The sequence below is a fragment of the Streptosporangium oxazolinicum genome (assembly GCF_039537505.1).
In the GTDB taxonomy this organism is placed as follows: Bacteria; Actinomycetota; Actinomycetes; order Streptosporangiales; family Streptosporangiaceae; genus Streptosporangium; species Streptosporangium oxazolinicum.
This window is the reverse complement of the sequence record NZ_BAABAQ010000008.1, coordinates 25,293-48,470: the sequence shown is the minus strand read 5'-3', so window position 1 is coordinate 48,470 and position 23,178 is coordinate 25,293. Positions and strand designations below refer to the sequence as shown.

Sequence of the window (23,178 nt, the reverse complement as noted above, 5' to 3'; positions counted from 1 at the left end):
ACCGTGACCGCCATAACCGCATGATTCACTCGATCCGCTGGGCCGATCTAGTGAGCCGCTTCGTACTGCTCGACGATCTTGGAGGCGATTCGACCGCGCTCGCTGACGTTAAGGCCGTGGGACTTCGCCCACGCCCGGATGTCGGCGCTCTTCTCTCGCGTGAGTGCCCGCGCTCCGCCCGCACGACGGCGGCGGGGAGCCAGGGCGCCGGAACGACGGGCGCTCTGCACGAAAGGCGACAGGGAGTCGCGGAGCTTCTTCGCGTTAACGTCACTCAGGTCAATCTCATAGCTGGTGCCGTCAATCGCGAAGGCGACAGTCTCATTGGCCTCGCCCCCATCGAGGTCGTCGATGAGAATCTCCTGGATCTGCTTGGCCATCTACACAATCCTTTCGCGGAGTATTGTTTCATTCGCAAGCTAAACATATACCCGCGATCGAAGAGCGGCAATTCCAGGAGCCCGGCGATTCTCACAGGCAACCGAGACTCCCAGTCGACCCTCCTGTGGATCAGCTCTTCTGCGACTCGGGGTCGGACCGTTTTGCCGGTCGCCGGCCGACGGCTTCACTCCGAAGTAGCTTGACGACTCCGAAGATGAAGGCCCCGCCGACGACCGCCGGGGGTATCAACGCGGACAATACGTCGTACATTCGTCCTCGCTCCGCACCGTGGGTGGCTTTCTGGGGACCATGGAAATGTGGCGGCGACTCTCCGGGCCGCGCAGGTGTGCCCGATCGGTCCGGAACCGCCCACAGATGACCATAGCGCCACCAGCCGGCGACGCGCGTCAGCAGGGGCGACCATGCCGTCTCTCTCCAGCCTAATGCTTCTCTCCAGCCGCCTTACCGGTTGCGGTCGTAAAGTCATGAGGAAAAACCGGCGGGACGATCAGGTGATCACCGCCGTCTCCGTAATACCAATGCCCGGCGGGTTCCCGGCCGCCCCGCCGTCGGGCTCCGGGCGACGAAGTCCCTGGTAAGGAACCCTCCGACCGGGATGAACGACACCTTGCCATGGAACCGGAGATCGCCGCGAGCGGGTTCATCACGGGAATGCCCGCCGCCGGCAGAACGCCCGGACGGAGAGCTGCTCGCTTCATCACCCCGCTGTGAGCCGATGTGATACAAGCGTATGGAACAAGACGGATCTTCAACACTTTCTCGTCAAGAGTACGACCCACTCTGGCACGGAGTACATAGTCGTAGACCGTATAACCACCAAAGACCATGGACCCCTCGGACAACCCCGCCAACACCACGCGCCCCCGATCCGGATCCGTAAGAAGGCCTTCACCGGCTGTCCTGAACACGCGACGGAAGACGAAGAAGAGAATCCGGCGCGGGGTCGCCGAGGATGCCGGGGGCACGCGGGGCCGACCATTCGGCGAGTAGTGCGCGAACCCCCGACGGGGGTGGATCCGGCATTGACGCCTCATAGGAGACCCACGGGCGCCTGTGAGCCCGTTGTGGGCACCGTACGCGAATATTCCGACGAGCGGGCCGAGACTCGGTCATAAGTTCCCCCGCGTTGCTCAGGGCGCGACGTTGCCCGGGGCCTGGCAAATGGTTTTGCGGCTTCCGCGGCCCACGGCCCCCGCACCCCTTACGGGCCCCTATGGGCCCCCGTTTTCTCACCCGCGCACGAAAACGGGGCCGGCGGTTGAACCGCCGGCCCCGTTATTCAGGGAACTACTTGATCTTGACGACGACCGTCCCGGCCACCTTGTCGTGCAGGGTCTGCTGCAGCGGCTTGTCCCACAGCTGCCACAGGACGTTCACGAGATAGAAGATGTAGGCGACGAAGCCCACGAAGGGGATCCAGGTCAGGCCGTAGGGGCCCCAGAGCACGCCGGCGCGCTTGACGGCCGTGTCGGAGCCGAGCCCGCCGGGCGGCAGGGCGCTGCCGACCGGCACGACCTTGATGCCCATCACCATCTTGCCGACCGTCTGCCCGCCCCGGCTGAGCATGAAGAACTCGTAGGCCACGTAGATGGCCGCGGTGATCAGCGAGGTGAGCAGGCTGGCGAGGAAGAGCCCGCCCCCCTCCGTGGTGGCACCCGTCTCCAGGTTGAAGCTGGGGGCCGTCACGAGCATGGCGGTGATCACCGCACTCACGATGAACAGCGGGATCGCCAGGATGATCCCGTCGATGATCCTCGCCACCAGGCGCTGCCACCACTCGGCGAGCGGGGCGGGCGCCCCGGGAGGACCGCCGTACGGCTGGCCGTACCCCTGCTGCCCGTACGCGGGCTGCTGCTGGCCGTAGCCCTGCTGCCCGTAGTCGGACTGGCCGTAGCCCTGCTTCCCGTAATCGGGCTGCTGGCCGTACTGCTGCCCGTAGTCGGGCTGCTGGCCGTAACCGGGCTGGGACTGCTGACCGTAGCCGGGCTGCTGCTGGCCGTAGCCCTGCTGCTGGCCGTAGCCGGACTGCTCGTGGGACGCCTGCTGGCCATATCCGGACTGCTGTCCGTACGCCCCCGTCCCACCCTGCTGCCCGTACGCGCCGGCCCCACCTTGCTGGCCGTAGCCCTGCTGCTGCTGGCCGTAACCGGACTGCTCGTGGGACGCCTGCTGGCCGTAACCGGACTGCTGTCCGTACGCCCCCGTCCCACCCTGCTGCCCGTACGCGCCGGTCCCGCCCTGCTGGCCGTAGCCCTGCTGCTGGCCGTACTGCTGCTGCCCGTAGTCGGGCTGCTGGCCATATCCCTGCTGCTGGCCGTAGCCGGGCTGCTGGCCGTACTGCTGGCCATATCCCTGCTGCTGCCCGTAACCGGGCTGGCTCTGTCCTGGGCCGGTGTTCGGCTGTGAGGCCTCCGACCGATATCCCACGACTGTTACGTCGGGGTCGAGTTCGCCAGCGGCTCGACCCGCGTTGTGCTGTCCGTAATCCGGGTGCCCCGACGGTGTGCGATCGCGGTCGGGATCATCCTGTGGATACGGCGGCTGTCCGGTGCTCACCGCGTCACCTCACTTAGACTGCGCATGTGGCAAATGTCAGACGCACATGCATGCTGCTGCACAAGGTATCGACATAGGTATCGACAGTCACCTTTCCGATCAGTCAGCTCTAAAGTCATCAGAGTCGGGCTCGCGTGTCAGGTGCAGCAGCATCCGGGTGTTTCCCAAGGTGTTGGGCTTGACGTGCTCCAGATCGAGGAACTCCGCCACGCCCTCGTCGTAGGAGGCGAGAAGTTCGGCGTAGACCTTGGGGGCGACGGGTGTGCCCTGGATCTCCCGGAAACCGTGCCTGGCGAAGAAGTCGACCTCGAAGGTCAGGCAGAAAACCCGGCGCAGGCCGAGTTCGACGGCCGTGCGAATGAGCGCGGAGACGATCCGGTGGCCGATCCCCATTCCCCTGCGGCCCGGATCGACGGCGACGGTGCGAATCTCGGCCAGATCCTCCCAGAGCACGTGGAGAGCCCCGCAGCCGATGACCTCCCCCTCCGCGTCGGTGGCGACCCAGAACTCCTGGACGTCCTCGTAGAGGGTGACGGTGGCCTTCTCCAGCAGGCGCGGGCCGGCGCCGCCGTAGGTGTCGACGAGCCGCCTGACGGCGCGGACGTCCGGGGTGCGGGCACGGCGGACCGTGATCTCGGGGCCCGCGCCGGGTGCGGGCGAGCCCCGCTCCGCCCCCTCGGCCCCGGCGCGCCGCCCCCCACCGTCGGGGGCGCGAACGACCGGTACGGGAGAATGCTCAGCAAGCTGCTCCATGACCGTTCAGCGTACGTCCTCGCCGGTCTTTAATTACGGCTCACCCTTAACTCGCAGCCCACAGCCCTCACATGACCCTTGGTAATCGCTTTGCCACACTGAGCGCGCGACACCTCCCGTGTGCCACAACTCACCTTTGGCACGGTCCCGGACCTGGGAAGACCTCCGCCGCACCCGTCACCCACGAGGCAAAGGCAGCGTAATGGCCATGTTGATCTTATTGACATGTGATCTTTCCGTGACATTTCAGTTGCGAAACCTCTACTGAATTCGCAGTTCTGGTTGAGCAGGAACCACGGGTGCACTAATCTCCGTGCTCGATGTCAGAGACGTAAAAAGCCTGACCCGCCGAATCCCCCACCAGCGGGGAACCGGGGACCCACCACGTCCTCCGGGGTGAATCCGAGTGCCACCGGCGCACCCGGTAGGGCTGCCTCCGGCCCGAACCCGTCAGCTAACCCGGTAGGCGGTCGAGGAGAGGAGCCTGTTGGTGAAGCGCACGCGCGACCGCGGAGGAAAGCACGCGGGCGACGACGCCCGCTGTCGAGAACGCGCGCCGCGAAGGCTGCGCCGTCGCGTGGCGGTCATCGGCCTGGCGTTCGCCACCCTGACCCTCGGCACGCCGCTGGTCGCCGCCACCGCCGACCCAGAGCCCAGCCTCCAGCAGCTGGCCAAGCAGGCCGAGAAGCTGCACGAGGAGATCGGCACCCTCGCCGAGCGGTACAACGGCGAGCGGGTCAAGCTCAAGCAGGCTCAGCGGGCCGCGGAGAGCGCCAAGAAGACCCTCGCGTCGAGCGAGTCCGAGCTGGCGACCCGCCGCACCAAGGCCACCCTCCTGGCGCAGAGCACCTACATGTCGGGCGGCCTGAACCCCGGGCTCGCCTTCACCCAGTCGACGGACCCCGACACCTTCCTCGACCAGGCCACCACCAACTACGCGCTCCAGCAGCAGCAGAGCGAGGAGGTCGCCCAGGTGGCCCGGGCGATCGAGGCCGCCGAGCGGGCGCAGGCCAGCGCCACGGCGAGGACCTCGGAGGTCAAGAAGCTCCTGACGGAGATCGACGGCAACCGGACCAAGATCGAACGACTGGTCGCGCGGGTCGAGAGCGACCTGTTCAGCGAGGTGCGCAGCAGGGCCGTCAGCAACAGGGGCGCCCGGGTGAGGACCAACGTGCCCATCGTGGGCAGCGGCAAGGCCGCGGAGGCCACCCGCTGGGCGCTCACCCAGCAGCTCAAGCCGTACGTCTGGGGCGCCGAGGGTCCCAACTCCTTCGACTGCTCCGGGCTGGTCATGTGGGCCTACCAGAAGGTCGGCATCAGCCTGCCGCACTACACAGGCGACCAGTGGACCGCGGGCACCCACGTCGGCAGGGACGAGCTGCGCCCCGGCGACCTGGTCTTCTTCTACAGCGACCTGCACCACGTCGGGATCTACATCGGCGCGGGCCTGATGATCCACGCGCCCCAGACGGGGGACGTCGTCCACATCGCCACGATCGACAACCGGCCCTTCGCCGGAGGCGTCCGCATCGCTGACTGATCGCGGACCGAACGTACCCGGCCCCCGCACGCGTGTCCGGCCCGATCTGCCGGACACGCGGCGGTGTTAGATCAGGCGGCGGCGGGCGGCCCAGGCCACGGCCTCGATCGCCGTGGCGACACCGATGCGGTCGCAGATGCCTCTCAGCCTGCGCCTGACGGTCCGTCCGCTGATGTCGAGGCGACGACCCACCCGATCGACCGTGACACCCTTGGCGAGCTCAGCCAGCAGCACGAGGTCGTCGTCGCTGAGACCGATATCGCTCATGCCCAGGGGGCTGTCGCCATGGCGTGAATCCACTTCTGGATATGCCATCAAGAGTCACTCCCCCCACTCTGGAAACCGGGTGCGAGACGCCGGAAATGAATACCGTCCGCCAGGAACGGTAAACGCCTTGTTCAAAGGTCGTCAAGTTCCACTCTTCATAGCGCGCGTCCAGTATTGACATAGTAGGCGCTACATGAAGTACTCATGATATGTCAGTGCCTTTGCGGCTATGTCATGATCGAGCCCAGGCACGAGGCGGCAAGCACCCCCTGGCCGAGGCGGTCGAAGTCCTGGCAGAACAAGGTTTCGCCGGAGCCGCCGCCCCCTGCCGGGCACGCCGGGCGCGCCGGGACCGGCCCCCCGGGGATCCGGCCCGCCCGCATTTCTCGGGAAAAACAGATCTCTTCCCGATACTCTTCGGCGACCACGGTCACTCACCGCCTTGACGGCACCCCACGGGAAACACAGAAATATGAGGGTCAAGGGAGCAGCTTTGCGGCATTCGCGAAGTATCACGCGGCGACGATGGGGCGCCGGGCGATATTGGACGTGCTGGAAATGGATTTCTGTCCCGTACAGAAACGGATGCGCCATTACGGGGGCTCATGGGCGCGACGGCGGTTTCCGGCCCACCGTTTCCGCCCTGTCCGTCCTGGCCTCACCCGCACGCCGTACGGGGACTCCCGCGATCCGCGGATCCGCGAGGGTGGGGCCACGGCACCGCTCCGCCCCGGTGTCCTGAGCCGCGTCCACGGGAAAAGGCCCGGCGGTATCGAGGACCGCCCCACCCCCGGCCGCGCGGCTCACGCTCGGATTCAGGCCCACCGGCCCAGGGCGTACGGCTCAACGCTCAGGCTCGCGCCCCTCGGGGCCGTACGGCTCACCCCTCAGGTTCGCCCCCCACCGGCCCGGGGCCGTGCGAGGTGCCGCTCGGCGCGACCGGCCGGTCTTCCGGGGCTCTCGGCCTCGATGCGCTCCGGCAGGGGACGCGCTCCGGGCGGGAAGCGGCGCCGGGCCTCACGACGGTGGCGCCGGGCCGGGCGGTGCCCGGCCCGGCGCCACCGTACGGGGAGAACGTCCTCGCGCGCCGCCCGCCGGGCTCAGGTGGTCGGCTTGACCAGCGGGAACAGGATGGTCTCGCGGATGTTCTTGCCGGTGAAGGCCATGACGAGGCGGTCGATGCCGAGCCCCATGCCGCCGGTGGGCGGCATCGCATATTCCAGGGCGGTGAGGAAGTCCTCGTCAAGCTGCATGGCCTCGACGTCGCCGCCCGCGGCGAGCAGGGACTGCTCGGTGAGGCGGCGGCGCTGCTCGATCGGGTCGTTCAGCTCCGAGTAGCCGGTGCCCAGCTCGGTGCCGAAGCCGATCAGGTCCCACTTCTCGGTGAGGAGCGGGTTGTCCCGGTGGTTGCGGGCCAGCGGGGAGGTCTCCAGCGGATAGTCCATGACGAACGTGGGCTGGACGAGCGTGTGCTCCACGAGGGCCTCGAAGATCTCCTGGACCAGCTTGCCCTGACCCCACTTGGCGTCCCAGTGGATCTCCCGCGCGTCCGCGAGCTTGCGGACGTGCTCCAGGGGCGTCTCGGTGGTGACCTCCTCGCCCAGCGCTTCGGAGACCGACCCGTACAGGGTGATCCGCGGCCACTTCGCCAGGCCGAGATCGATCTCCTGGCCCTCGTGGACGACCACGGAGTGGCCGAGGGCGGCCACCACGGCCTTCTGGATCATCCGCTGGGTCAGGTCGGCGATGTCGTTGTAGTCGAGATACGTGCCGTACGCCTCCAGCATCGTGAACTCGGGGTTGTGGGTGGAGTCGGCGCCCTCGTTGCGGAAGTTGCGGTTGATCTCGAAGACCTTCTCCAGGCCGCCGACCACCAGCCGCTTGAGGTAGAGCTCGATCGCGATGCGGAGGTAGAGCCCCATGTCGTACGCGTTGATGTGGGTCTTGAAGGGCCTGGCCGTGGCTCCGCCGTGGATCGGCTGGAGCATCGGCGTCTCGACCTCCAGGTAGCCCTCCTCGTGCCAGAAGTCGCGGACGGCCCTGACCACGGCGCTGCGGGTGTGGGCCATCTTCCTGGCCTCGTCGTTGACGATGAGGTCGACGTAGCGCTGGCGGACCCGCGCCTCGGGGTCGGTGAGCCCGGCGTGCTTCTCCGGCAGCGGGCGCAGGCACTTCGACGTGATCACCCAGCGGTCGGCGAGGATGGACAGCTCGCCCCTGCGGGAGGTGATGACCTCGCCCTCGATGCCCACGTGGTCGCCGAGGTCGACGTCGCGCTTCCACGCGGCCAGGGACTCCTCGCCCACCCTGTCCAGGGAGACCATGACCTGGAGATCGCCGGAGCCGTCGCGGAGGGTGGCGAAGCAGAGCTTGCCGCCGGTCCTGGACAGCATCACCCGGCCGGTGACGCCCACTTTGTCGCCCGTCGCGGTGTCAGCGGAGAGATCAGCGTATTTCTGGCGGATCTCGGCGTTGGTCGCGGTGCGCGGGAAGTTCACCGGGTAGGGGTCGACGTCCTCGGAACGGAGGCGGTCAAGCTTCTCCCGGCGCACGCGCATCTGCTCGGGCAGATCCTCGGCGGGATTCGTCACGTCATCGGTCACAGTTCCAAAGGGTACCGATGCGGCGAACCCCGCGAGTTCGCCGACCGCCCGCTGCCGGGAGGGGGTTCCTCCTCCGCGCCGCGGGCGCCCTCAGGCGGTGTTGCGGTGGTAGATCAGGCGCAGGCCGATCAGCGTGAGCCAGGGCTCGTGCATGTCGATCGAGCGCGCCTCGCTCACCACGAGCGGCGCCGCGCTGCCGGTGGCGACCACCGTGACGTCGTCGGGGTCGTCGGCGAGCTCCGCCGCCATCCGCTCGACGATCCCGTCCACCTGGCCCGCGAAGCCGTAGATGATGCCGGCCTGGAGCGCCTCGACGGTGTTCTTGGCGATCACGGAGCGGGGGCGGATCAGCTCCACCTTGTGCAGCTGCGCCCCCGCGGCGGCGAGCGCGTCCACCGAGATCTCGATCCCGGGGGCGGTCACCGCGCCGACGTACTCCCCCTTGGCGGAGACCGCGTCGAAGGAGGTCGCGGTCCCGAAGTCGACGATGACGCACGGCCCGCCGTACAGCTGGATGGCCGCCAGCGCGTTCACGATGCGGTCGCTGCCGACCTCCTTCGGGTTGTCCATCCTGACCGGCACCCCGGTGCGGACGCCGGGCTCGACGATCACCGCGTTCACGTCGCCGTAGTAGCGGCGGCACATCTCGCGCATCTCGTTGAGCACCGAGGGGACGGTGGAGCAGATCACGATGCCGTTGACGTCGGCGCCCTTGAGCAGCGGCGACTGCCCGAGCAGCCCCTGGAGCACGACGGCGATCTCGTCCGCCGTGCGCCGGGCCTCCGTGGAGATCCGCCAGTGCTCGATGACGTCCTCGCCCTCGAAGAGGCCGAGAACGGTGTGGGTGTTGCCGACGTCGATGGCAAGCAGCATCAATTCCCCCGAAGGTCCAAGGCGATGTCCAGCGCCGGCGCCGAGTGCGTGAGCGCGCCCACGGCAAGGTAGTCAACACCTGTTTCGGCCACGTCACGAGCGACCTGGAGGGTGAGCCCGCCGCTGGACTCCAGCCGCGCCCTGCCGTCCACCAGCCGTACGGCCCGCGCCAGCTCCTCGACGGTGAAATTGTCCAACAGGATCTCCTCCGCTCCCTCGGCCAGCACCGGCTCGATCTGGTCGATCCGGTCGACCTCGACCTCGATCGGCAGGCCGGGGTAGGCGTCACGGACCGCCCGGAACGCCTCGGCGACCCCGCCCGAGGCCACCACGTGATTGTCCTTGATCAGCGCGGCGTCCGAAAGCGACATGCGGTGATTGGTGCCGCCGCCGCACCGGACGGCGTACTTCTCCAGGGCGCGCAGCCCGGGTAGCGTCTTGCGGCTGTCCCTGATCCTGGCCCCGGTCCCCTCGACGGCCCGGACCCAGTGATCGGTCAGGGTCGCGATGCCGGACAGGTGGGTGAGCAGGTTGAGCGCGGTGCGCTCGGCGGTCAGCAGGTCCCGGGTGGGGCCGGTGACGGTCATCAGCACGTCGCCCCCGGCGACACGCTCGCCGTCCTTGACCCTGCGTTCGGCCACCAGACGGCCCTGGCTGAGGTGGGAGAAGGCGCCCTCGGCCACGGCCAGCCCCGCGACCACGCCGTCCGCGCGGGCCACCACGTCGGCGGTGGCGGTCTGGTCGGCGGGGATGGTGGCGACGCTGGTGACGTCGCCGCCTTCCTGGAGGTCCTCGGCCGCTGCGGCCTCCAGGATCGCGGCCACCGCTCCCGGGTCCAGCCCCGCCTCGACCAGGTCGTTCTCCACCTGGAGCGGCAGCGCGGTCACGCGCCGCCCGTGCGGTACGTAGGTCATGGCCGGTCCCTCCGTTGTCAGGGTGGTGTCGAGGTGGCCCAGCCACCGGTCGTCGTCCCGCTCGGGGAAGTCCTCGCGCCAGTGTGACCCACGGGTCTCCCGGCGTTCGCGGGCGGCCGCCACGAGCGCGGAGGCGACCGTCAGCAGGTTGGTGGTCTCCCAGGACTCGGTGCACGGCTCGACCGTCACCGGGGTCCACCTGAGGTTCAGCAGGGCCCTGGCGACCTCTCCCAGGGACTCCTCGCCGCGCAGCACGCTCGCCCCCCGGCTCATGTGCCCCTGGATCCTGCTGCGGGCCCTGGGGTCGATCAGGCCGGTGGGACGGTCGTCGGGGACCGGCTCCCCCGCGACCGGCCGCGCCCCGTCGCGGGTGGCCCGTCCCTCATGGATGTCGGCGGCGATGCGCCCGGCGAAGACCAGACCTTCGAGCAGGGAGTTGGAGGCGAGCCGGTTGGCGCCGTGCACGCCGGTGCACGCGACCTCGCCGCACGCGTACAGGCCGGGCACGCTGGTACGGCCGCGCAGGTCGGCGCGGACGCCGCCGCTGGCGTAGTGGGCGGCGGGCGCGACGGGGACGAGCTGGGTGACCGGGTCGATGCCGTGCTCCAGGCAGACCGCGTGGATCGTCGGGAAGCGGGTGCGCCACTTCTCCTCGCCGAAGTGGCGGGCGTCGAGATAGACGTGGTCGGTGCCGGTGACGCGCATCCGCCGCATGATCGCCTTGGCCACGACGTCGCGGGGGGCGAGGTCGGCGAGCTCGTGGACGTCCCGCATGAACCGGGTGCCGTCCGCGTCGACCAGCACGGCGCCCTCGCCCCTGACCGCCTCGGAGACCAGCGGCTGCTGGCCGGTGGAGTTCTCGCCGAGCCACAGGACGGTCGGGTGGAACTGGACGAACTCCAGGTCCCTGACGACGGCGCCCGCGCGCAGCGCGAGCGCGACCCCGTCGCCGGTGGAGACGACGGGGTTGGTGGTGGCGGCGTAGACCTGGCCCATACCGCCGGTGGCCAGCACCACGGCCCCCGCCGTGACCGCGCCCACCCCGTCGCGCTCGCCCTCGCCCATGACGTGCAGGGTCACCCCCGCGGTACGGCCCTCGGCGTCCTTGAGGAGGTCGAGGACGAGCGCGTGCTCGATCACCTCGATCCCCGACTCCACGACGGCCTTGACGAGCGCCCTCTGCACCTCGGCCCCGGTGGCGTCGCCGCCCGCGTGCACGATGCGGTCGCGCCGGTGGCCGCCCTCCCTGGTGAGCTGGAGGGCCCCCGAGTCGTCGGTGTCGAACCTGGCGCCCACCGCGATCAGGCCGCGCAGCGCGTCGGGCCCCTCGGTCACCAGGATCCGGACGGCCTCCTCGTCGCAGAGGCCCACTCCGGCGACGAGCGTGTCGGAGAGGTGTTCCTCGGGGGTGTCGCGCGGGTCGAGCACGGCGGCGATCCCGCCCTGGGCCCAGCGGGTGGAGCCGGACGACAGGACGTCCTTGGTGACGACCAGGACCTTCGCCCCGGGGTCGAGGGCGGCGTACCGCAGCGCCAGGGTGAGGCCGGCGACGCCGGAGCCCACCACGACCACGTCCGCCCGTACCGTCCAGCCCGGAGCGGGAGCGGTCAACCTCTGGGGAATGGCCGGGATGCTCATAGCCGCCTCCTCGCGGGGATCATTAGAGGCCGTTCATTTCGTCAGTGTGACGATAACGCCCTCCAGGAAGCGGCTGTTCCCCGGGGTGGGACATTTCACCCGAAGCCTGAAATAACGGCAGTTCGGGGCCGGATACGGCGGCTCACCGCCGATCACCACCACCGGCCGCTCATCGATCACCGCCCACGGGCCACTGGCGGGTCGCCCCTCGCGGGCCACCGCCCACCGGCCGCTCGCGGGTCGCCACTCGCGAGCCACCGCCCACTGGCCGCTCACGGGTCGCCACTCATCGGCCGCTCACGGGCCGCCGCTCACCACCGGCCACACATAGATCACCGCTCATGGGTCGCCGTAGCCACCGGCCGCTCATGAGTCGTCCCGCCCACCGGCGAGCGGCCGGGAGTCAGCGGACGTCGACGGTGACGTTGTCGATCAATCTGGTGGACCCCACCCTCGCGGCCACCGCGAGGATCGCCTCACCCGCGTAGTCGTCGCCGACCTCCGCGAAGGTCGCGGGGTCGACCAGGACCAGGTAGTCGACCGCCAGCGACGGCTCGGCCCCCAGGACGGCGAGCGCGGCCCCGCGGATCTCCTCGGGCGCGCGCCGCCCGGAACCCGCCTCCAGGGCGCGGGACAGGGCCAGGGCCGCCGTCCGGTCGTCCGGCGACAGGTAGCGGTTGCGGCTGGACAACGCCAGGCCGTCCGGCTCGCGGACCGTGGGCCCCCCGACGATCGAGACCGGCAGGTTCAGGTCGGCGACCATCCGGCGGATCATCGCGAGCTGCTGGGCGTCCTTCCGCCCGAACACCGCCACGTCCGGCTGGACCAGGTTGAACAGCTTCAGCACCACGGTCAGCACGCCGTCGAGGTGGCCGGGCCTGAACTCCCCCTCGACGACCGAGCCCATCTCGCCCGCGGACACGCCGACCTGCCTGTCCGGCAGGTACATGTCCTGGACCGAGGGGGCGAACACCACGCCCACCCCCTCGGCCGCGCAGACTTCGAGGTCGGCGTCGAACGTCCGGGGATAGCGGGAGTAATCCTCGGCGGGCCCGAACTGGAGCGGGTTCACGAAGATGCTCACCGCCACATGCGCGGCCCTCTCGCGAGCCAGCCGGATGAGCGAGCGGTGCCCCTCGTGCAGCGCGCCCATGGTCGGCACGAGCGCCAGCGCGCTCCCTCCCGAGGAGGCGCCCGCGCCGATCCCCAGGGCCTCGCGGGCCTTGAGCAGCCCTGCGCGGTCGTCCGCCACGATCACTGGAACCTCCCGGGGGTGCTCCGGCCCCCGGGCCGGAGAGAAATGACGTTCGTCGGAGTCCGCCGGTTCCCTCGGCCGGGTGAACTCGGCTCACCGGATCAGCTAACCGGATCGGCTCGCCGGGACGGGCACCGGGTCGGAACGGGAGCCCCGGGCCCGTACGCCGCCTTTCCGGCCGATCTCCCAGGCCCCGGGCCCTTCGGGTCCGTATGTCGCCGCCCAGCGGGTCGGAGGACCCGGTCCCTCAGGTCCATATGTTGCCGCCCAGGGCGTCCAGGAGGCGCTCGGCGGCCTCGGGCTTGAGCAGCCCGGCCGCCAGTGCCCGGTCGGCGGTGAGCCTGGCGAGCGCCACGTAGGCGTCCGCCGCCTCGGGAGCGGCGAGGATCAGCGCGTCCACGTGCCTGCGGACGGTCCCCGCGTCACCGCGCACCACCGGACCGGTCAGCCCGGCGATGCCGAGTCTCAGCACGTTCTCCAGGGCCGCGCCGAGCAGCGGGCCGAGCATCCTGCCCGGCTGCTCCACGCCGATCCTGCCCAGCAGTTCCGAGGACTCCGCGATGAGCGTCACCATGTGGTTGGCCGCCCCCGCCAGGGCCGCGTGGTAGAGCGGCCGGTCCTCGTCGGCGATCCAGACCGGCTCGCCCTCCATCTCGATGACGAGGGCCTCGGCCACCGGACGGAGCGCGTCGGGGGCGGTCACCCCGTACGAGATCCCGGTGAGGCGGCGCAGGTCGTCGTCGCGGCCGGTGAAGGTCATCACGGGGTGCAGCGCGAGCGGCAGCGCCCCGGCCTTGATCGCCGGATTCAGCACCGCCAGGCCGTACGCGCCGCTGGTGTGGGCCACCAGCCTGCCGCGCAGATCGGCGCCGGTCTCGACCAGGCCGGAGACCAGGCCGGGCAGCACGTCGTCGGGGACCGTCAGCAGGACGAGGTCCGCGCCGGCCACCACGTCCTCGGGCCGGGTGGGGACGAGGCCGAGCCGCTCGACCGCCCGCTCCCTGGAGGCGTCGGAGACGCCGCTCGTCGCGACCACCCGGTGCCCCGCCCTGACGAGCGCGGCGCCGAGTGCCGAACCGACCCTGCCCGCTCCAACCACTCCGACGGCCAGTCGTGCCGGGCGATCGACTGCGTCCATGACGTCCCGTCCTTCGACCATGTGGGGCTCCGTGCCCGATTGACCAGCGTAACGGGCCATGCCGTCGCAACCGTGGCAAGACGCGTGTTCGGTAACGGGGCGGGGTCGCCCGCGAGATGCCCGGATCGGGCACACCGGGAGCGTACGGGGCCCTTCGGAGAGCCCGCGGACCCGGTCGGCACGGCGTTTCCGACGTCGGCGCGCCGAGGCGGTGTCGACAACGATTGTGCGAATCGGTGACAGAATGGAGTCATGTACTCACTCGAAGCGTCAGCGCGAGTTGATCTCGTTCCCCCGCCCCGGCGGGTAGCGTCTGAGAGCGTGTGGCTCACCTGGCGTGCCGCGATGGAGCACGCGCTCTACGGCGAGAGCGGCTTCTACCTCCGGGAGCGTCCCTCCAGCCATTTCCGGACCTCGGTCGGCGCCTCCCCCGTCTTCGCCGAGGCCGTGCTGCGCGAGCTGACCGCGATCGACGAGGCGCTGGGCGGCCCCGAGGTGCTCGACCTGGTCGACATCGGCGCCGGTGAGGGCGGGCTGGCGGCCGGTGTGCTCGCCGCGGCGCCGCCCGCGCTCCGGTCGAGGCTGCGGGTGACCGCGGTCGACCTGGCGCCCCGGCCTCCGGCGCTGCCCGAGGAGATCGTCTGGTCGAAGGCCGCGCCGGACGGGATCCACGGGCTGGTGATCGCCAACGAGTGGCTCGACAACGTCCCCGTCGACATCGCGGAGCAGACGGCCGACGGCCCCCGGCTGGTCCTGGTCAACGTCACGGATGGTGAGGAGCGCCTCGGCGGCAGTCCCTCCGAGGCGGATCTCGCGTGGCTGGCCCGCTGGTGGCGGATGCGGGCCCCCGGCGAGCGGGCCGAGATCGGCAGGCCGCGCGACAGGGCCTGGGCGTCGGTGATCCTGCGGCTGGCGCGCGGCCGGGCGATCGCGATCGACTACGCCCACGTCCTCGACAGCCGGCCGCCGTACGGCACGCTGGCCGGATACCGCGACGGGGCGCTGGTCGCGCCGGTGCCCGACGGTTCGTGCGACATCACCGCCCACGTGGCGCTCGACGCCTGCGCGGCCTCCGGCGAGAGCGCCGGGGCCGTCACGACGGCGCTGACCACGCAGCGCGAGGCGTTGCGCGCCCTGGGCGTCACCGGGAGCCGCCCGCCGGTCGAGCAGGCCGGAAACGACCCGCGCGGCTACCTGCGGGCCCTCACGAGGGCCTCGGAGGAGGCGGAGCTCATCGCCGCCGGGGGGCTCGGCGGGTTCGGCTGGCTCTCCCAGAGCCGTCCCTGACCGCCGGACCGCCATCGTCGTCCCGCCGAGGCTCGCGACCCGGGTGGCCGACTCGTGCGGGCTCTTGAGCCGGTCGCGACCCGGGTGGCCGACGAGACCCAGGACGTCACCTCGCCGTACGCGGGTCCTGACGGGCCGGTTCCCGACCTCATCCGGACACCGCGTCCGGGCGGGCCGGTTCTCCGATCCATCCGGACACCGCGTCCGGGTGAGCCGGTTCTCAGACCCGTATCTGGAGGGACTCCAGACCCCGGATGACGTAGCCGGGACCCCAGGTGGGCTCGTTAACGAGCTCCATCTTCGGCGCCTTGCGCAGCAGGGCGCCGAACGACTCGACCAGCTCGACCCTGGCCAGCGGTGCCCCGAGGCAGAAGTGGATGCCGGCGCCGAAGGAGATGTGTGGGTTGTCGGCCCGGCCCACGTCCAGGCGGCCGGGGTCGGCGAAGACCTCGGGGTCGCGGTTGGCCGAACCGAACAGCAGCGCCACCTCGGTGCCGCGCGGGATGTCGATCCCGCCCACCGAGACGTCCTCCAGCACCCAGCGTTCGAACATCTGCAGCGGGGTGTCCCAGCGCATCAGCTCCTCGACCGCCGTGGGCAGCAGGGTGTGGTCGGCGCGGAGCCGGTCCAGCTCGGCCGGGTTGCGGAACAGCGACCACCAGCCGTTCCCGGTGACGTTGACGGTGGCCTCGTGCCCGGCGTTGAGCAGCAGCACGCAGGTGCCGACCAGCTCCTCCTCGGTGAGCGTGTCGCCCTCGTCGGTCACCAGGGCGAGCGCGCTGATCAGGTCGTCACCGGGGTCGGCCCTGCGGGCGCGGGCCAGCTCGACGAGGTAGGCGGAGAACTCCTCGGCCGCCCGTACGGCCGTGCGCTGGGCCTCGATCGACGGCTGGAGCTCGTACATGCCGCAGATGTCGGCCGACCAGGGCCGCAGCAGGTGCCGGTCGGCCTCGGGCACGCCGAGCATCTCGGCGATCACGGTGACCGGGAGAGGTTCGGCGACCTCGGCGATCAGGTCTCCGCCACCGTGCTCGACGAAGACGTCCACCAGCTCCTCGGCCATACGGGCGACCTTGGGACGGAGCGCCTGGACCATGCGAGGGGTGAACGCCTTCGAGACCAGCCGCCGGAGCCTGGTGTGCACCGGCGGCTCGACGTCGAGCATGCCCGCCCTGATCACCCGCCAGAACGGGTCCTGGAACTCGGGGTCGTCGGGCCTGCCGAACTCCCGGTGCGAGGCCACGTGCAGGTAGGAGCGGCCGAGCCTGCGGTCCCGCAGCAGCGCGTTGACGTCGGCGTGCCTGGCCACCAGCCACTGGCCGGTCGGCTCGAAGAAGCTGACCGGCCGCTCCCGCCTCAGCTCGTCGTAGACGTCATAGGGATGGGCGACGAACTCCGGACTCCAGGGATCAAAGCGCACACAGGCATCGTAATCCCGGCCTAGGAGTTGGCCTGCTTGTCTGGATTTCCCCTTTCAGCAGGTTCGTCGGTCTGGGTCGCCAAAGCTCCCCGGCTCTCCGTGCTCTGCGGGGTCGCCGGGGTCTCGGAACCGGCCTGGCCCCCGGTCTCGTAGCGGGAGCGCAGCTCGACCGGCTTCCGCTTCGACTTGCCGCGCATCCGGATGTTCAGCAGCTCCACCAGCAGCGAGAACGCCATGGCGAAGTAGATGTAGCCCTTGGAGATGTGCTGCTCGAATCCCTCGGCGATGAGCACGACGCCGACCAGCACCAGGAAGGACAGGGCGAGCATCTTGATGCTCGGGTGCCGGTCCACGAAGCGGCTGATCGGCCCGGAGGCGACCAGCATCACGATGACCGAGACGATGACTGCCGCGATCATGACGCCCAGCTCGTCGACCATGCCGACCGCGGTGATCACCGAGTCGAGCGAGAAGACGACGTCGAGGATCATGATCTGGATGATCACCGAGGTGAAGGACGAGGCCACCTTGCCCTCGGAGTGGTGGGACTCCCCCTCCAGGCTGCCGTGCATCTCGTGGACGCTCTTGCCCAGCAGGAACAGGCCGCCGAGTATCAGGATCAGGTCGCGCCCCGATATCCCCTGCCCGAAGACCTCGAACAGCGGCTCCGTGAGCCTCACCACCCACGACAGCGCCAGCAGCAGCAGGAGGCGGCTGATCAGGGCGACGGCGAGGCCGATCTTGCGGGCCCTGTCGCGCTGCGCGGGCGGGAGCTTGCCCACCAGGATCGAGATGAAGATGATGTTGTCGATTCCTAGAACGATCTCCAGGGCGACAAGGGTGAAGAACCCTATCCATATCTCCGGGCTGGTCACCCAGTCCATTGGCTTTCTCCTTCGTCGGTCGGCGCTCGACACACCGTCGGCCAACTGCCCGAACGCTTCTTCGGCTGACTGCCAGGACGACCGGGAGACGCTCCGAGTTCCTGCTCTCTCATCACGCTTCGCTCTCAATTCGCCGGGCGCTTCCGGGAGCACCCGCTCCGGCCCCGATACCGGGTTGATCACGTTTCGGGCTTGCGGGGCACCGCGGGGTGTCGGTTATAGTTCCCCCGTAGGTCATGAGTGCCAGTGACAAGCCCCGGCTCGCTGGCCGGCAACCCTCGCGTCCGCGGCGGGGTGCCCCGGGTGAGGACCTGGTCCGGCACGAGGTGTGCCGGGCAAGCGCGGGCTCCAGGCACCTAGGCCATGGGTTGGGGTCCGATGACCTCTAAGGAGCCATGGCGTGTCCACCCTCACGATCCTCACCCCCGCGAACTCCGCGAGCCCCGCGTCTCCCGTCGCCCCGGCCGCCGTCCCGGTGACCGTCCCCGGGACCCGCGCGTCCGACGACCGGCCGATCCCGGCCGTGCTCGGCTCGGACCTGGAGGTCCCGGTCAGGGGTGGAAGGCTCGTCCGCTACGCCAACCTCGACTACGCCGCGAGCGCCCCCTGTCTGGAGCCGGTGAGCGCCGCCGTCGCCGCCGCGCTCCCGGCCTACTCCAGCGTCCACCGCGGCGCCGGGTACGCGTCCCAGCTGACCACGGCCCGCTACGAGCAGGCCAGGCACACGGTGCGCGCCTTCGTCGGCGCCCGCCCCGACGACTCGGTGATCTTCACCCGCAACACCACGGACGCGACCAACCTGCTGGCCCGCAGCCTGCCCGAGGGCACCACCACCGTGGTCTTCGACACCGAGCACCACGCCTCACTGCTGCCCTGGGACCGGGTCGTGCGGCTGGCCGCCCCCGCCTTCCCCGGCGAGGCCGTCCGCGCCGTCGACGACGCCCTCGCCTCGATCGACGGCCCCAAGCTGCTGGTGGTGACCGCCGCCTCCAACGTCACCGGGGAGCTCTGGCCGATCGCCGCGCTGGCCCACATCGCCCACCGGCACGGGGCCCGCGTCCTCGTGGACGCCGCGCAGCTCGTCCCGCACCGCCGTCTCAACCTGACGGCGCTCGACCTGGACTACGTGGTCTTCTCCGGCCACAAGCTCTACGCGCCGTTCGGCGCCGGCGCGCTGATCGGCCGTTCCGACTGGCTCGCCGACGCCGAGCCGTACCTGCGGGGCGGCGGCGCGGTGCGGGCCGTGAACGACGACGCCACCGAGTGGCACGACGACCCCGAGGCGCGGCACGAGGCCGGGACCCCGAACGTGCTGGGCGCCGTCGCGCTCGCCGCGGCCTGCGACGCCCTGACCGCCACCGGCTGGACCCCGCTGGTCCGCGAGGAGGAGCGCCTCCTCGGGCGCCTGCGCGCGGGCCTCGCCTCCGTCCCCGGCGTCCACGAGCTCTCCCTGTGGGGCCCGGACCACCCACGCGTCGGCATCGTCTCCTTCGTGGTGGACGGCTTCACCGCCCGCGAGGTCGCCGAGGCCCTGTCCGGCGACTACGGCATCGGCGTCCGCGACGGCAAGTTCTGCGCCCACCCCTTCGTACGGCACCTGCTGGGCGCCAAGGACGGCGGCTGCGACGACGTCACCGCCTCCGCCGTCCGCGCCTCCATCGGCATCGGCACCACCTCCGAGCACGTCGACCGGCTGATCGACGCCCTGCGGGATCTTGCCTCGCGCGGCTGACATGACAGCATGGCCCTATGACTGAAGGCGCGCCCCGTGAGCTGAGCGTGGGAATGGGCGCGGGCGCCGGAGCCGTGCGGGGGGCGGACGGCAAGGAGCTCGCGACCGAGGACATGATCCTCAACATCGGGCCGCAGCACCCGTCCACGCACGGTGTGCTGCGGCTGCGGCTCACGCTGGACGGCGAACGGATCAGCTCGGCGGAGCCGATCGTGGGCTACATGCACCGGGGCGCCGAGAAGCTCTTCGAGGTGCGCGACTACCGGCAGATCATCGTGCTGGCCAACCGGCACGACTGGCTGTCGGCGTTCGCCAACGAGCTGGGCGTCGTGCTCGCGGTGGAGCGGATGCTCGGCATGGAGGTGCCGGTCAGGGCGGTCTGGACGCGCACGCTGATGGCAGAGCTCAACCGGGTGCTCAGCCACCTGATGTTCCTCGGCTCCTACCCGCTGGAGCTGGGCGCGATCACCCCGGTCTTCTACGCGTTCCGGGAGCGCGAGACCCTCCAGGCCGTGATGGAGGAGATCTCCGGCGGGCGCATGCACTACATGTTCAACCGGGTCGGCGGCCTGAAGGAGGAGCTCCCCGAGGGGTGGACGGACCGGGTCGCCCAGGCCGTGGCCGACGTGCGGCGGCGGCTGCCCGACATCGAGAACCTGATCGCCGGGAACGAGATCTTCCTCGCCCGCACGCGCGGGGTGGGCGTCCTCGACCGCGAGACGATCATGCAGTACGGCGTGAGCGGCCCGATCGCCCGCGCCTCCGGCGTCGACGTCGACCTGCGCAGGGACGAGCCGTACCTCGCCTACGGGGAGCTGCCGGTGAAGGTCGTCACCCGGTCGGCGGGAGACTGCCACGCCCGGTTCGAGGTGCTGCTGGAGCAGGTGAAGGTCTCCCTCGACCTGGCCGGTGCCTGTGTGGAGCGGCTCCTCGACCTGCCCCCGGGGCCGATCAACCAGCGCCTGCCCAAGGTGCTGAAGGTCCCCGAGGGCCACACCTACGCCTGGACGGAGAGCCCGCTGGGCCTCAACGGCTACTACCTGGTCTCGCGCGGGGAGAAGACGCCCTGGCGGATGAAGCTCCGCTCGGCCTCCTTCAACAACGTCCAGGTGCTGCGCGAGATGCTCCCCGGCCACCTGGTCTCGGACATGGTGGCCATCCTGGGCTCGATGTTCTTCGTCGTCGGCGACATCGACAAGTAAGGCACGGTTGGAACCGCATGATCGAACCCGGTGGAGACCAGGAGAGGGCGACCCCCTCGGAGCCTCCCGCATCCCCCGCCGAAACGGATTCCGTGCCGTCCCAGGCTCCTCCGGTCGCGAGCGGGGTACAGCGGGACCGGTACGTCGACTGGCTGCGCGCGTTCAGCCTGATCGTCGTGGTCGTCTGGCACTGGGCGTTCACGATCCTGCAGTGGGGGCCGGGCGGCCCCTCGCCGACGAGCCCGCTGGGCTTCACCTCGGGGCTGTGGATCCTGACGTGGCTGCTGCAGGTGCTGCCGCTCTTCTTCTACGTGGGCGGGCACGTCCACCTGCTGTCGTGGAACCGGGCCTGCGAGCGCGGGGTCGGCATCGGCACCTTCGTGTCGCGGCGCATCCGCAGCCTCGCGATCCCCGCGCTGGCGCTGGCCGGGACCTGGATCGTGTTCGGCGTGATCGTGACGCGGGCGTTCGGGGTCGACTGGATGGACCGCGTGGTTCTGCTCGTCATCAGCCCGCTCTGGTTCATCGGCGTCTACCTCGTGCTGATCGCCCTGCTGCCGGTCTCGCTCTGGCTGCACCGGCACTACGACGTGCTGGCCCTGATCTGGCTGGCGGGGGCGGCGCTCGTCGTCGACGTGCTGCGGCTGCGCTACGGGTACGAGGCCGCGGGCTGGCTCAACATGATCATCGTCTGGGGGCTGGCCCACCAGGCCGGATTCTTCTACGACCGGGTGGTGGCGCTTCCCCGCCGCTTCGACGTCGCCATCCTGTGGACCGGGCTGTTCGCCCTCTTCGGCCTGGTCTACTCGGGCATCTACCCGGGCTCGATGGTGGGCGTTCCCGGCGACAAGCTGTCCAACATGGCGCCGCCCACCTTCGTCATCGTGGCGCTACTGATCTTCCAGATCGGCCTGGTGGAGGTGCTGAGGCCGTCCATGGAACGCCTGCTCGCACGCCCCAGGTGGCAGCGCGCGAACGAGACGGTGAACCGGTTCGCGCTCCCGCTGTTCCTGTTCCACACCACCGGCATGGCGATCTGGGTGGCGCTGACCTGGTGGCTCGCGGGCGCCGGACCCGGTGAGAGGGTGCGGCCCGACCTGTTCTGGTGGCTGGAGCGCCCCCTGGCAGTGGCCGGGGCGCTGGTCTGCACGCTCCCGGTCATCATGCTCTTCGGACGGCAGTGGACGATGGGGCGGCGACGCTAGCGCGGCGACACCCCGGCCGGGGACGGCGCCTCAGCGGTCGTCGTCCGCGGAGTCCTTGGGCACCTTGCAGCAGTGCTCCAGGTACAGGGCCGAGCAGATCAGCAGCACGCACACCAGCAACGACCCGCCGGTGATGAAGAAGTCGCGGCGGGGGACCTCCTGCTCCAGAAGCTCCACCGTGTAGAGGGTGAACCCGGCGAAGATCCCGCCGAAGATCGCCCCGCCGTACGCGGATGCCTTGGCCAGGGCGGCCAGGCGGGCCACGGCCAGGGGCTCGACGGGCTTGGTGTCGGGCCTGCGCTCGATCCTGGCCTTCGTCATCCAGCCGCTGTAGAACTCGCCGATCGCCAGCAGCAGCACCGTCGGGATCGCCGTCCACGGCACGGTCGGCAGGGACGAGTAGAGCGGTTTGAGCATCGCCCAGGTGAGGATTCCGGCCACGACGAGGAACCCGATGAGAACACCGGGACGGGTTGGCTTCACACGGGCCTCTGGAGGGTCAGGTCGGGGCGCGGCCGTACGTAGTCCTGGTCGAGACCGGCCAGCAGGTCGGCCACCCGGCGCCCGGAGAGGACGGCCCCGGGGTCGGCCCGCACCCAGGGGACCAGCACGAACGCGCGCTCGTGCGCCCTGGGGTGCGGCAGGGTGAGGTCGGGGTCGTCCATGACGACGTCCCCCACGGTGATCAGGTCGACGTCCAGCGTGCGCGCTCCCCAGCGCTCCACCCGGACCCTGCCGAAGGCGTTCTCCACACCTTGAGCACGATCGAGGAGCTCCCGGGGTTCCAGCGCGCTCTCGGCGATCACCACCGCGTTGAGATAGGCGCCCTGCTCGGGGCCGCCGACCGGGTCGGTCTCGTAGACCGGCGACACCGCGACGAACGTGAGCCCCGGCTGCTCGAAGAGGGAGTCGAGCGCGCCCCGCAGGGTGTCGAACCGGTCGCCGAGATTGCTGCCGAGCGCCAGGACCACCCTCATGCCCGGCGCCGGGTGATCGTCACGATCACGTCGTCGAACGGCAGCGGGATCGGCGCGGCGGGCTTGTGCACGCTCACCTCCGCCACCTGGACGAGCTCGCGGGCCAGGCAGACGTCGGCCAGGCGCTGGGCCAGGGTCTCGATCAGGTCGACCGGCTCGCCTTCCACGACCCTCGCCAGGTCCTCGGCGAGCTCGCCGTAGTGGACGGTCCTGGTGAGATCGTCCCCGGCCGCCGCCGGAGCCGTGTCGAGGAACAGGGTGACGTCGACGACGAACTCCTGGCCGAGCTCCCGCTCCGCCGCCAGCACGCCGTGCCGCCCGCGCACCCGCAGCCCCCTCAGGCTGATCCGGTCGGCCGTGTCCGGTGGGCCGTACGCCGCGTCCCCGAACGAACCCGGGACCGGGGTCTCCAGCGGCCCCCGGAGCGAACCCCCGGCCGGGCCGCCGACCGGCTCGTCGGCCGGATCGCCGATCAGGTCGCCGACGCCGTCGTCGATCCGCAGGGGCGTCTCGACGTGGATCCGGGACGCGA

At 70.4% G+C, this 23,178-nt stretch carries 19 protein-coding genes and 2 riboswitches; of the genes, 5 read left to right on the top strand and 14 right to left on the bottom strand.

Features of this window, described 5'->3' with window-relative positions; genetic code table 11:
- Nucleotides 1-47 precede the first annotated feature (47 nt).
- The 3 genes from ABD817_RS21575 to ABD817_RS21565 all read right to left on the bottom strand — a co-directional run bounded on the left by ABD817_RS21575 (nucleotide 48) and on the right by ABD817_RS21565 (nucleotide 3,711).
- Nucleotides 48-380, bottom strand: a complete 333-nt coding sequence (locus ABD817_RS21575; protein WP_012895497.1) for a histone-like nucleoid-structuring protein Lsr2 — start codon at nucleotides 378-380, stop codon at nucleotides 48-50.
- Between the two features lie 1,309 nt (nucleotides 381-1,689).
- Nucleotides 1,690-2,829 (bottom strand): RDD family protein, encoded by a 1,140-nt coding sequence (locus tag ABD817_RS21570; protein WP_344919869.1) that lies wholly within the window; start codon nucleotides 2,827-2,829, stop codon nucleotides 1,690-1,692.
- Between the two features lie 228 nt (nucleotides 2,830-3,057).
- Nucleotides 3,058-3,711 (bottom strand): amino-acid N-acetyltransferase, encoded by a 654-nt coding sequence (locus ABD817_RS21565; protein WP_344919868.1) that lies wholly within the window; start codon nucleotides 3,709-3,711, stop codon nucleotides 3,058-3,060.
- A 336-nt stretch (nucleotides 3,712-4,047) separates the two neighbouring features.
- A riboswitch (cyclic di-AMP (ydaO/yuaA leader) is annotated at nucleotides 4,048-4,196 on the top strand.
- 5 nt (nucleotides 4,197-4,201) lie between these two features.
- Here ABD817_RS21565 and ABD817_RS21560 point away from each other — a divergent pair.
- A complete protein-coding gene (locus ABD817_RS21560; protein WP_344919867.1) occupies nucleotides 4,202-5,251 on the top strand; it encodes a C40 family peptidase in 1,050 nt (349 codons plus the stop codon).
- 66 nt (nucleotides 5,252-5,317) lie between these two features.
- Here the strand turns inward: ABD817_RS21560 and ABD817_RS21555 are convergent, their stop codons facing one another.
- The 6 genes from ABD817_RS21555 to ABD817_RS21530 all read right to left on the bottom strand — a co-directional run bounded on the left by ABD817_RS21555 (nucleotide 5,318) and on the right by ABD817_RS21530 (nucleotide 13,939).
- Nucleotides 5,318-5,518, bottom strand: a complete 201-nt coding sequence (locus ABD817_RS21555) for a helix-turn-helix domain-containing protein (RefSeq protein WP_030905642.1) — start codon at nucleotides 5,516-5,518, stop codon at nucleotides 5,318-5,320.
- 1,100 nt (nucleotides 5,519-6,618) lie between these two features.
- Nucleotides 6,619-8,121, bottom strand: a complete 1,503-nt coding sequence (lysX, locus tag ABD817_RS21550) for a bifunctional lysylphosphatidylglycerol synthetase/lysine--tRNA ligase LysX (RefSeq protein ID WP_344919866.1) — start codon at nucleotides 8,119-8,121, stop codon at nucleotides 6,619-6,621.
- Nucleotides 8,122-8,211: 90 nt separating this feature from the next.
- Nucleotides 8,212-8,994, bottom strand: a complete 783-nt coding sequence (locus tag ABD817_RS21545; RefSeq protein WP_344919865.1) for a type III pantothenate kinase — start codon at nucleotides 8,992-8,994, stop codon at nucleotides 8,212-8,214.
- Nucleotides 8,994-11,546 carry an L-aspartate oxidase gene (locus tag ABD817_RS21540; protein WP_344919864.1) on the bottom strand — a complete coding sequence of 851 codons (2,553 nt, stop codon included), beginning with the start codon at nucleotides 11,544-11,546 and terminating at the stop codon, nucleotides 8,994-8,996. The genes ABD817_RS21545 and ABD817_RS21540 overlap by 1 nt, the downstream gene beginning before the upstream one ends.
- Before the next feature lie 403 nt (nucleotides 11,547-11,949).
- Nucleotides 11,950-12,777, bottom strand: coding sequence for a pantoate--beta-alanine ligase (gene panC / locus ABD817_RS21535; protein WP_344920158.1), 828 nt, complete (start codon nucleotides 12,775-12,777; stop codon nucleotides 11,950-11,952).
- Between the two features lie 271 nt (nucleotides 12,778-13,048).
- Nucleotides 13,049-13,939 carry a Rossmann-like and DUF2520 domain-containing protein gene (locus ABD817_RS21530; protein WP_329087545.1) on the bottom strand — a complete coding sequence of 297 codons (891 nt, stop codon included), beginning with the start codon at nucleotides 13,937-13,939 and terminating at the stop codon, nucleotides 13,049-13,051.
- Nucleotides 13,940-14,260: 321 nt separating this feature from the next.
- Between ABD817_RS21530 and ABD817_RS21525 the strand changes: the two genes are divergently transcribed.
- Nucleotides 14,261-15,226 (top strand): SAM-dependent methyltransferase, encoded by a 966-nt coding sequence (locus tag ABD817_RS21525; RefSeq protein WP_344919863.1) that lies wholly within the window; start codon nucleotides 14,261-14,263, stop codon nucleotides 15,224-15,226.
- 220 nt (nucleotides 15,227-15,446) lie between these two features.
- On the opposite strand, the gene ABD817_RS21520 is transcribed toward ABD817_RS21525, so the two are convergent.
- Together ABD817_RS21520 and ABD817_RS21515 are read right to left on the bottom strand one after the other, a co-directional pair.
- On the bottom strand, nucleotides 15,447-16,646 hold the full coding sequence (locus ABD817_RS21520; RefSeq protein WP_344919862.1) for a cytochrome P450: 1,200 nt from the start codon (nucleotides 16,644-16,646) through the stop codon (nucleotides 15,447-15,449).
- 20 nt (nucleotides 16,647-16,666) lie between these two features.
- Nucleotides 16,667-17,530: a TerC family protein gene (locus tag ABD817_RS21515; RefSeq protein WP_344919861.1), complete on the bottom strand. Its 864-nt coding sequence runs from the start codon at nucleotides 17,528-17,530 to the stop codon at nucleotides 16,667-16,669.
- Between the two features lie 232 nt (nucleotides 17,531-17,762).
- A riboswitch (SAM riboswitch) is annotated at nucleotides 17,763-17,878 on the top strand.
- A 52-nt stretch (nucleotides 17,879-17,930) separates the two neighbouring features.
- Here ABD817_RS21515 and ABD817_RS21510 point away from each other — a divergent pair.
- The 3 genes from ABD817_RS21510 to ABD817_RS21500 are packed head-to-tail and all read left to right on the top strand — an operon-like array spanning nucleotide 17,931 to nucleotide 21,669.
- Nucleotides 17,931-19,262: an aminotransferase class V-fold PLP-dependent enzyme gene (locus tag ABD817_RS21510; RefSeq protein ID WP_425583395.1), complete on the top strand. Its 1,332-nt coding sequence runs from the start codon at nucleotides 17,931-17,933 to the stop codon at nucleotides 19,260-19,262.
- Between the two features lie 17 nt (nucleotides 19,263-19,279).
- On the top strand, nucleotides 19,280-20,464 hold the full coding sequence (locus ABD817_RS21505; protein WP_344919860.1) for an NADH-quinone oxidoreductase subunit D: 1,185 nt from the start codon (nucleotides 19,280-19,282) through the stop codon (nucleotides 20,462-20,464).
- Nucleotides 20,465-20,481: 17 nt separating this feature from the next.
- Entirely contained in the window at nucleotides 20,482-21,669 is a 1,188-nt protein-coding gene (locus ABD817_RS21500) for an acyltransferase family protein (RefSeq protein ID WP_344919859.1), read from the top strand.
- A 30-nt stretch (nucleotides 21,670-21,699) separates the two neighbouring features.
- Here the strand turns inward: ABD817_RS21500 and ABD817_RS21495 are convergent, their stop codons facing one another.
- Genes ABD817_RS21495 through folB form a run of 3 tightly spaced genes read right to left on the bottom strand, consistent with a single transcriptional unit; the run spans nucleotide 21,700 to nucleotide 23,059 of the window.
- Entirely contained in the window at nucleotides 21,700-22,152 is a 453-nt protein-coding gene (locus ABD817_RS21495) for a DUF3180 domain-containing protein (protein ID WP_344919858.1), read from the bottom strand.
- Nucleotides 22,149-22,646 carry a 2-amino-4-hydroxy-6-hydroxymethyldihydropteridine diphosphokinase gene (gene folK, locus ABD817_RS21490; protein WP_344919857.1) on the bottom strand — a complete coding sequence of 166 codons (498 nt, stop codon included), beginning with the start codon at nucleotides 22,644-22,646 and terminating at the stop codon, nucleotides 22,149-22,151. The genes ABD817_RS21495 and folK overlap by 4 nt, the downstream gene beginning before the upstream one ends.
- Entirely contained in the window at nucleotides 22,643-23,059 is a 417-nt protein-coding gene (gene folB, locus ABD817_RS21485; protein WP_344920156.1) for a dihydroneopterin aldolase, read from the bottom strand. The genes folK and folB overlap by 4 nt, the downstream gene beginning before the upstream one ends.
- Nucleotides 23,060-23,178 lie beyond the last annotated feature (119 nt).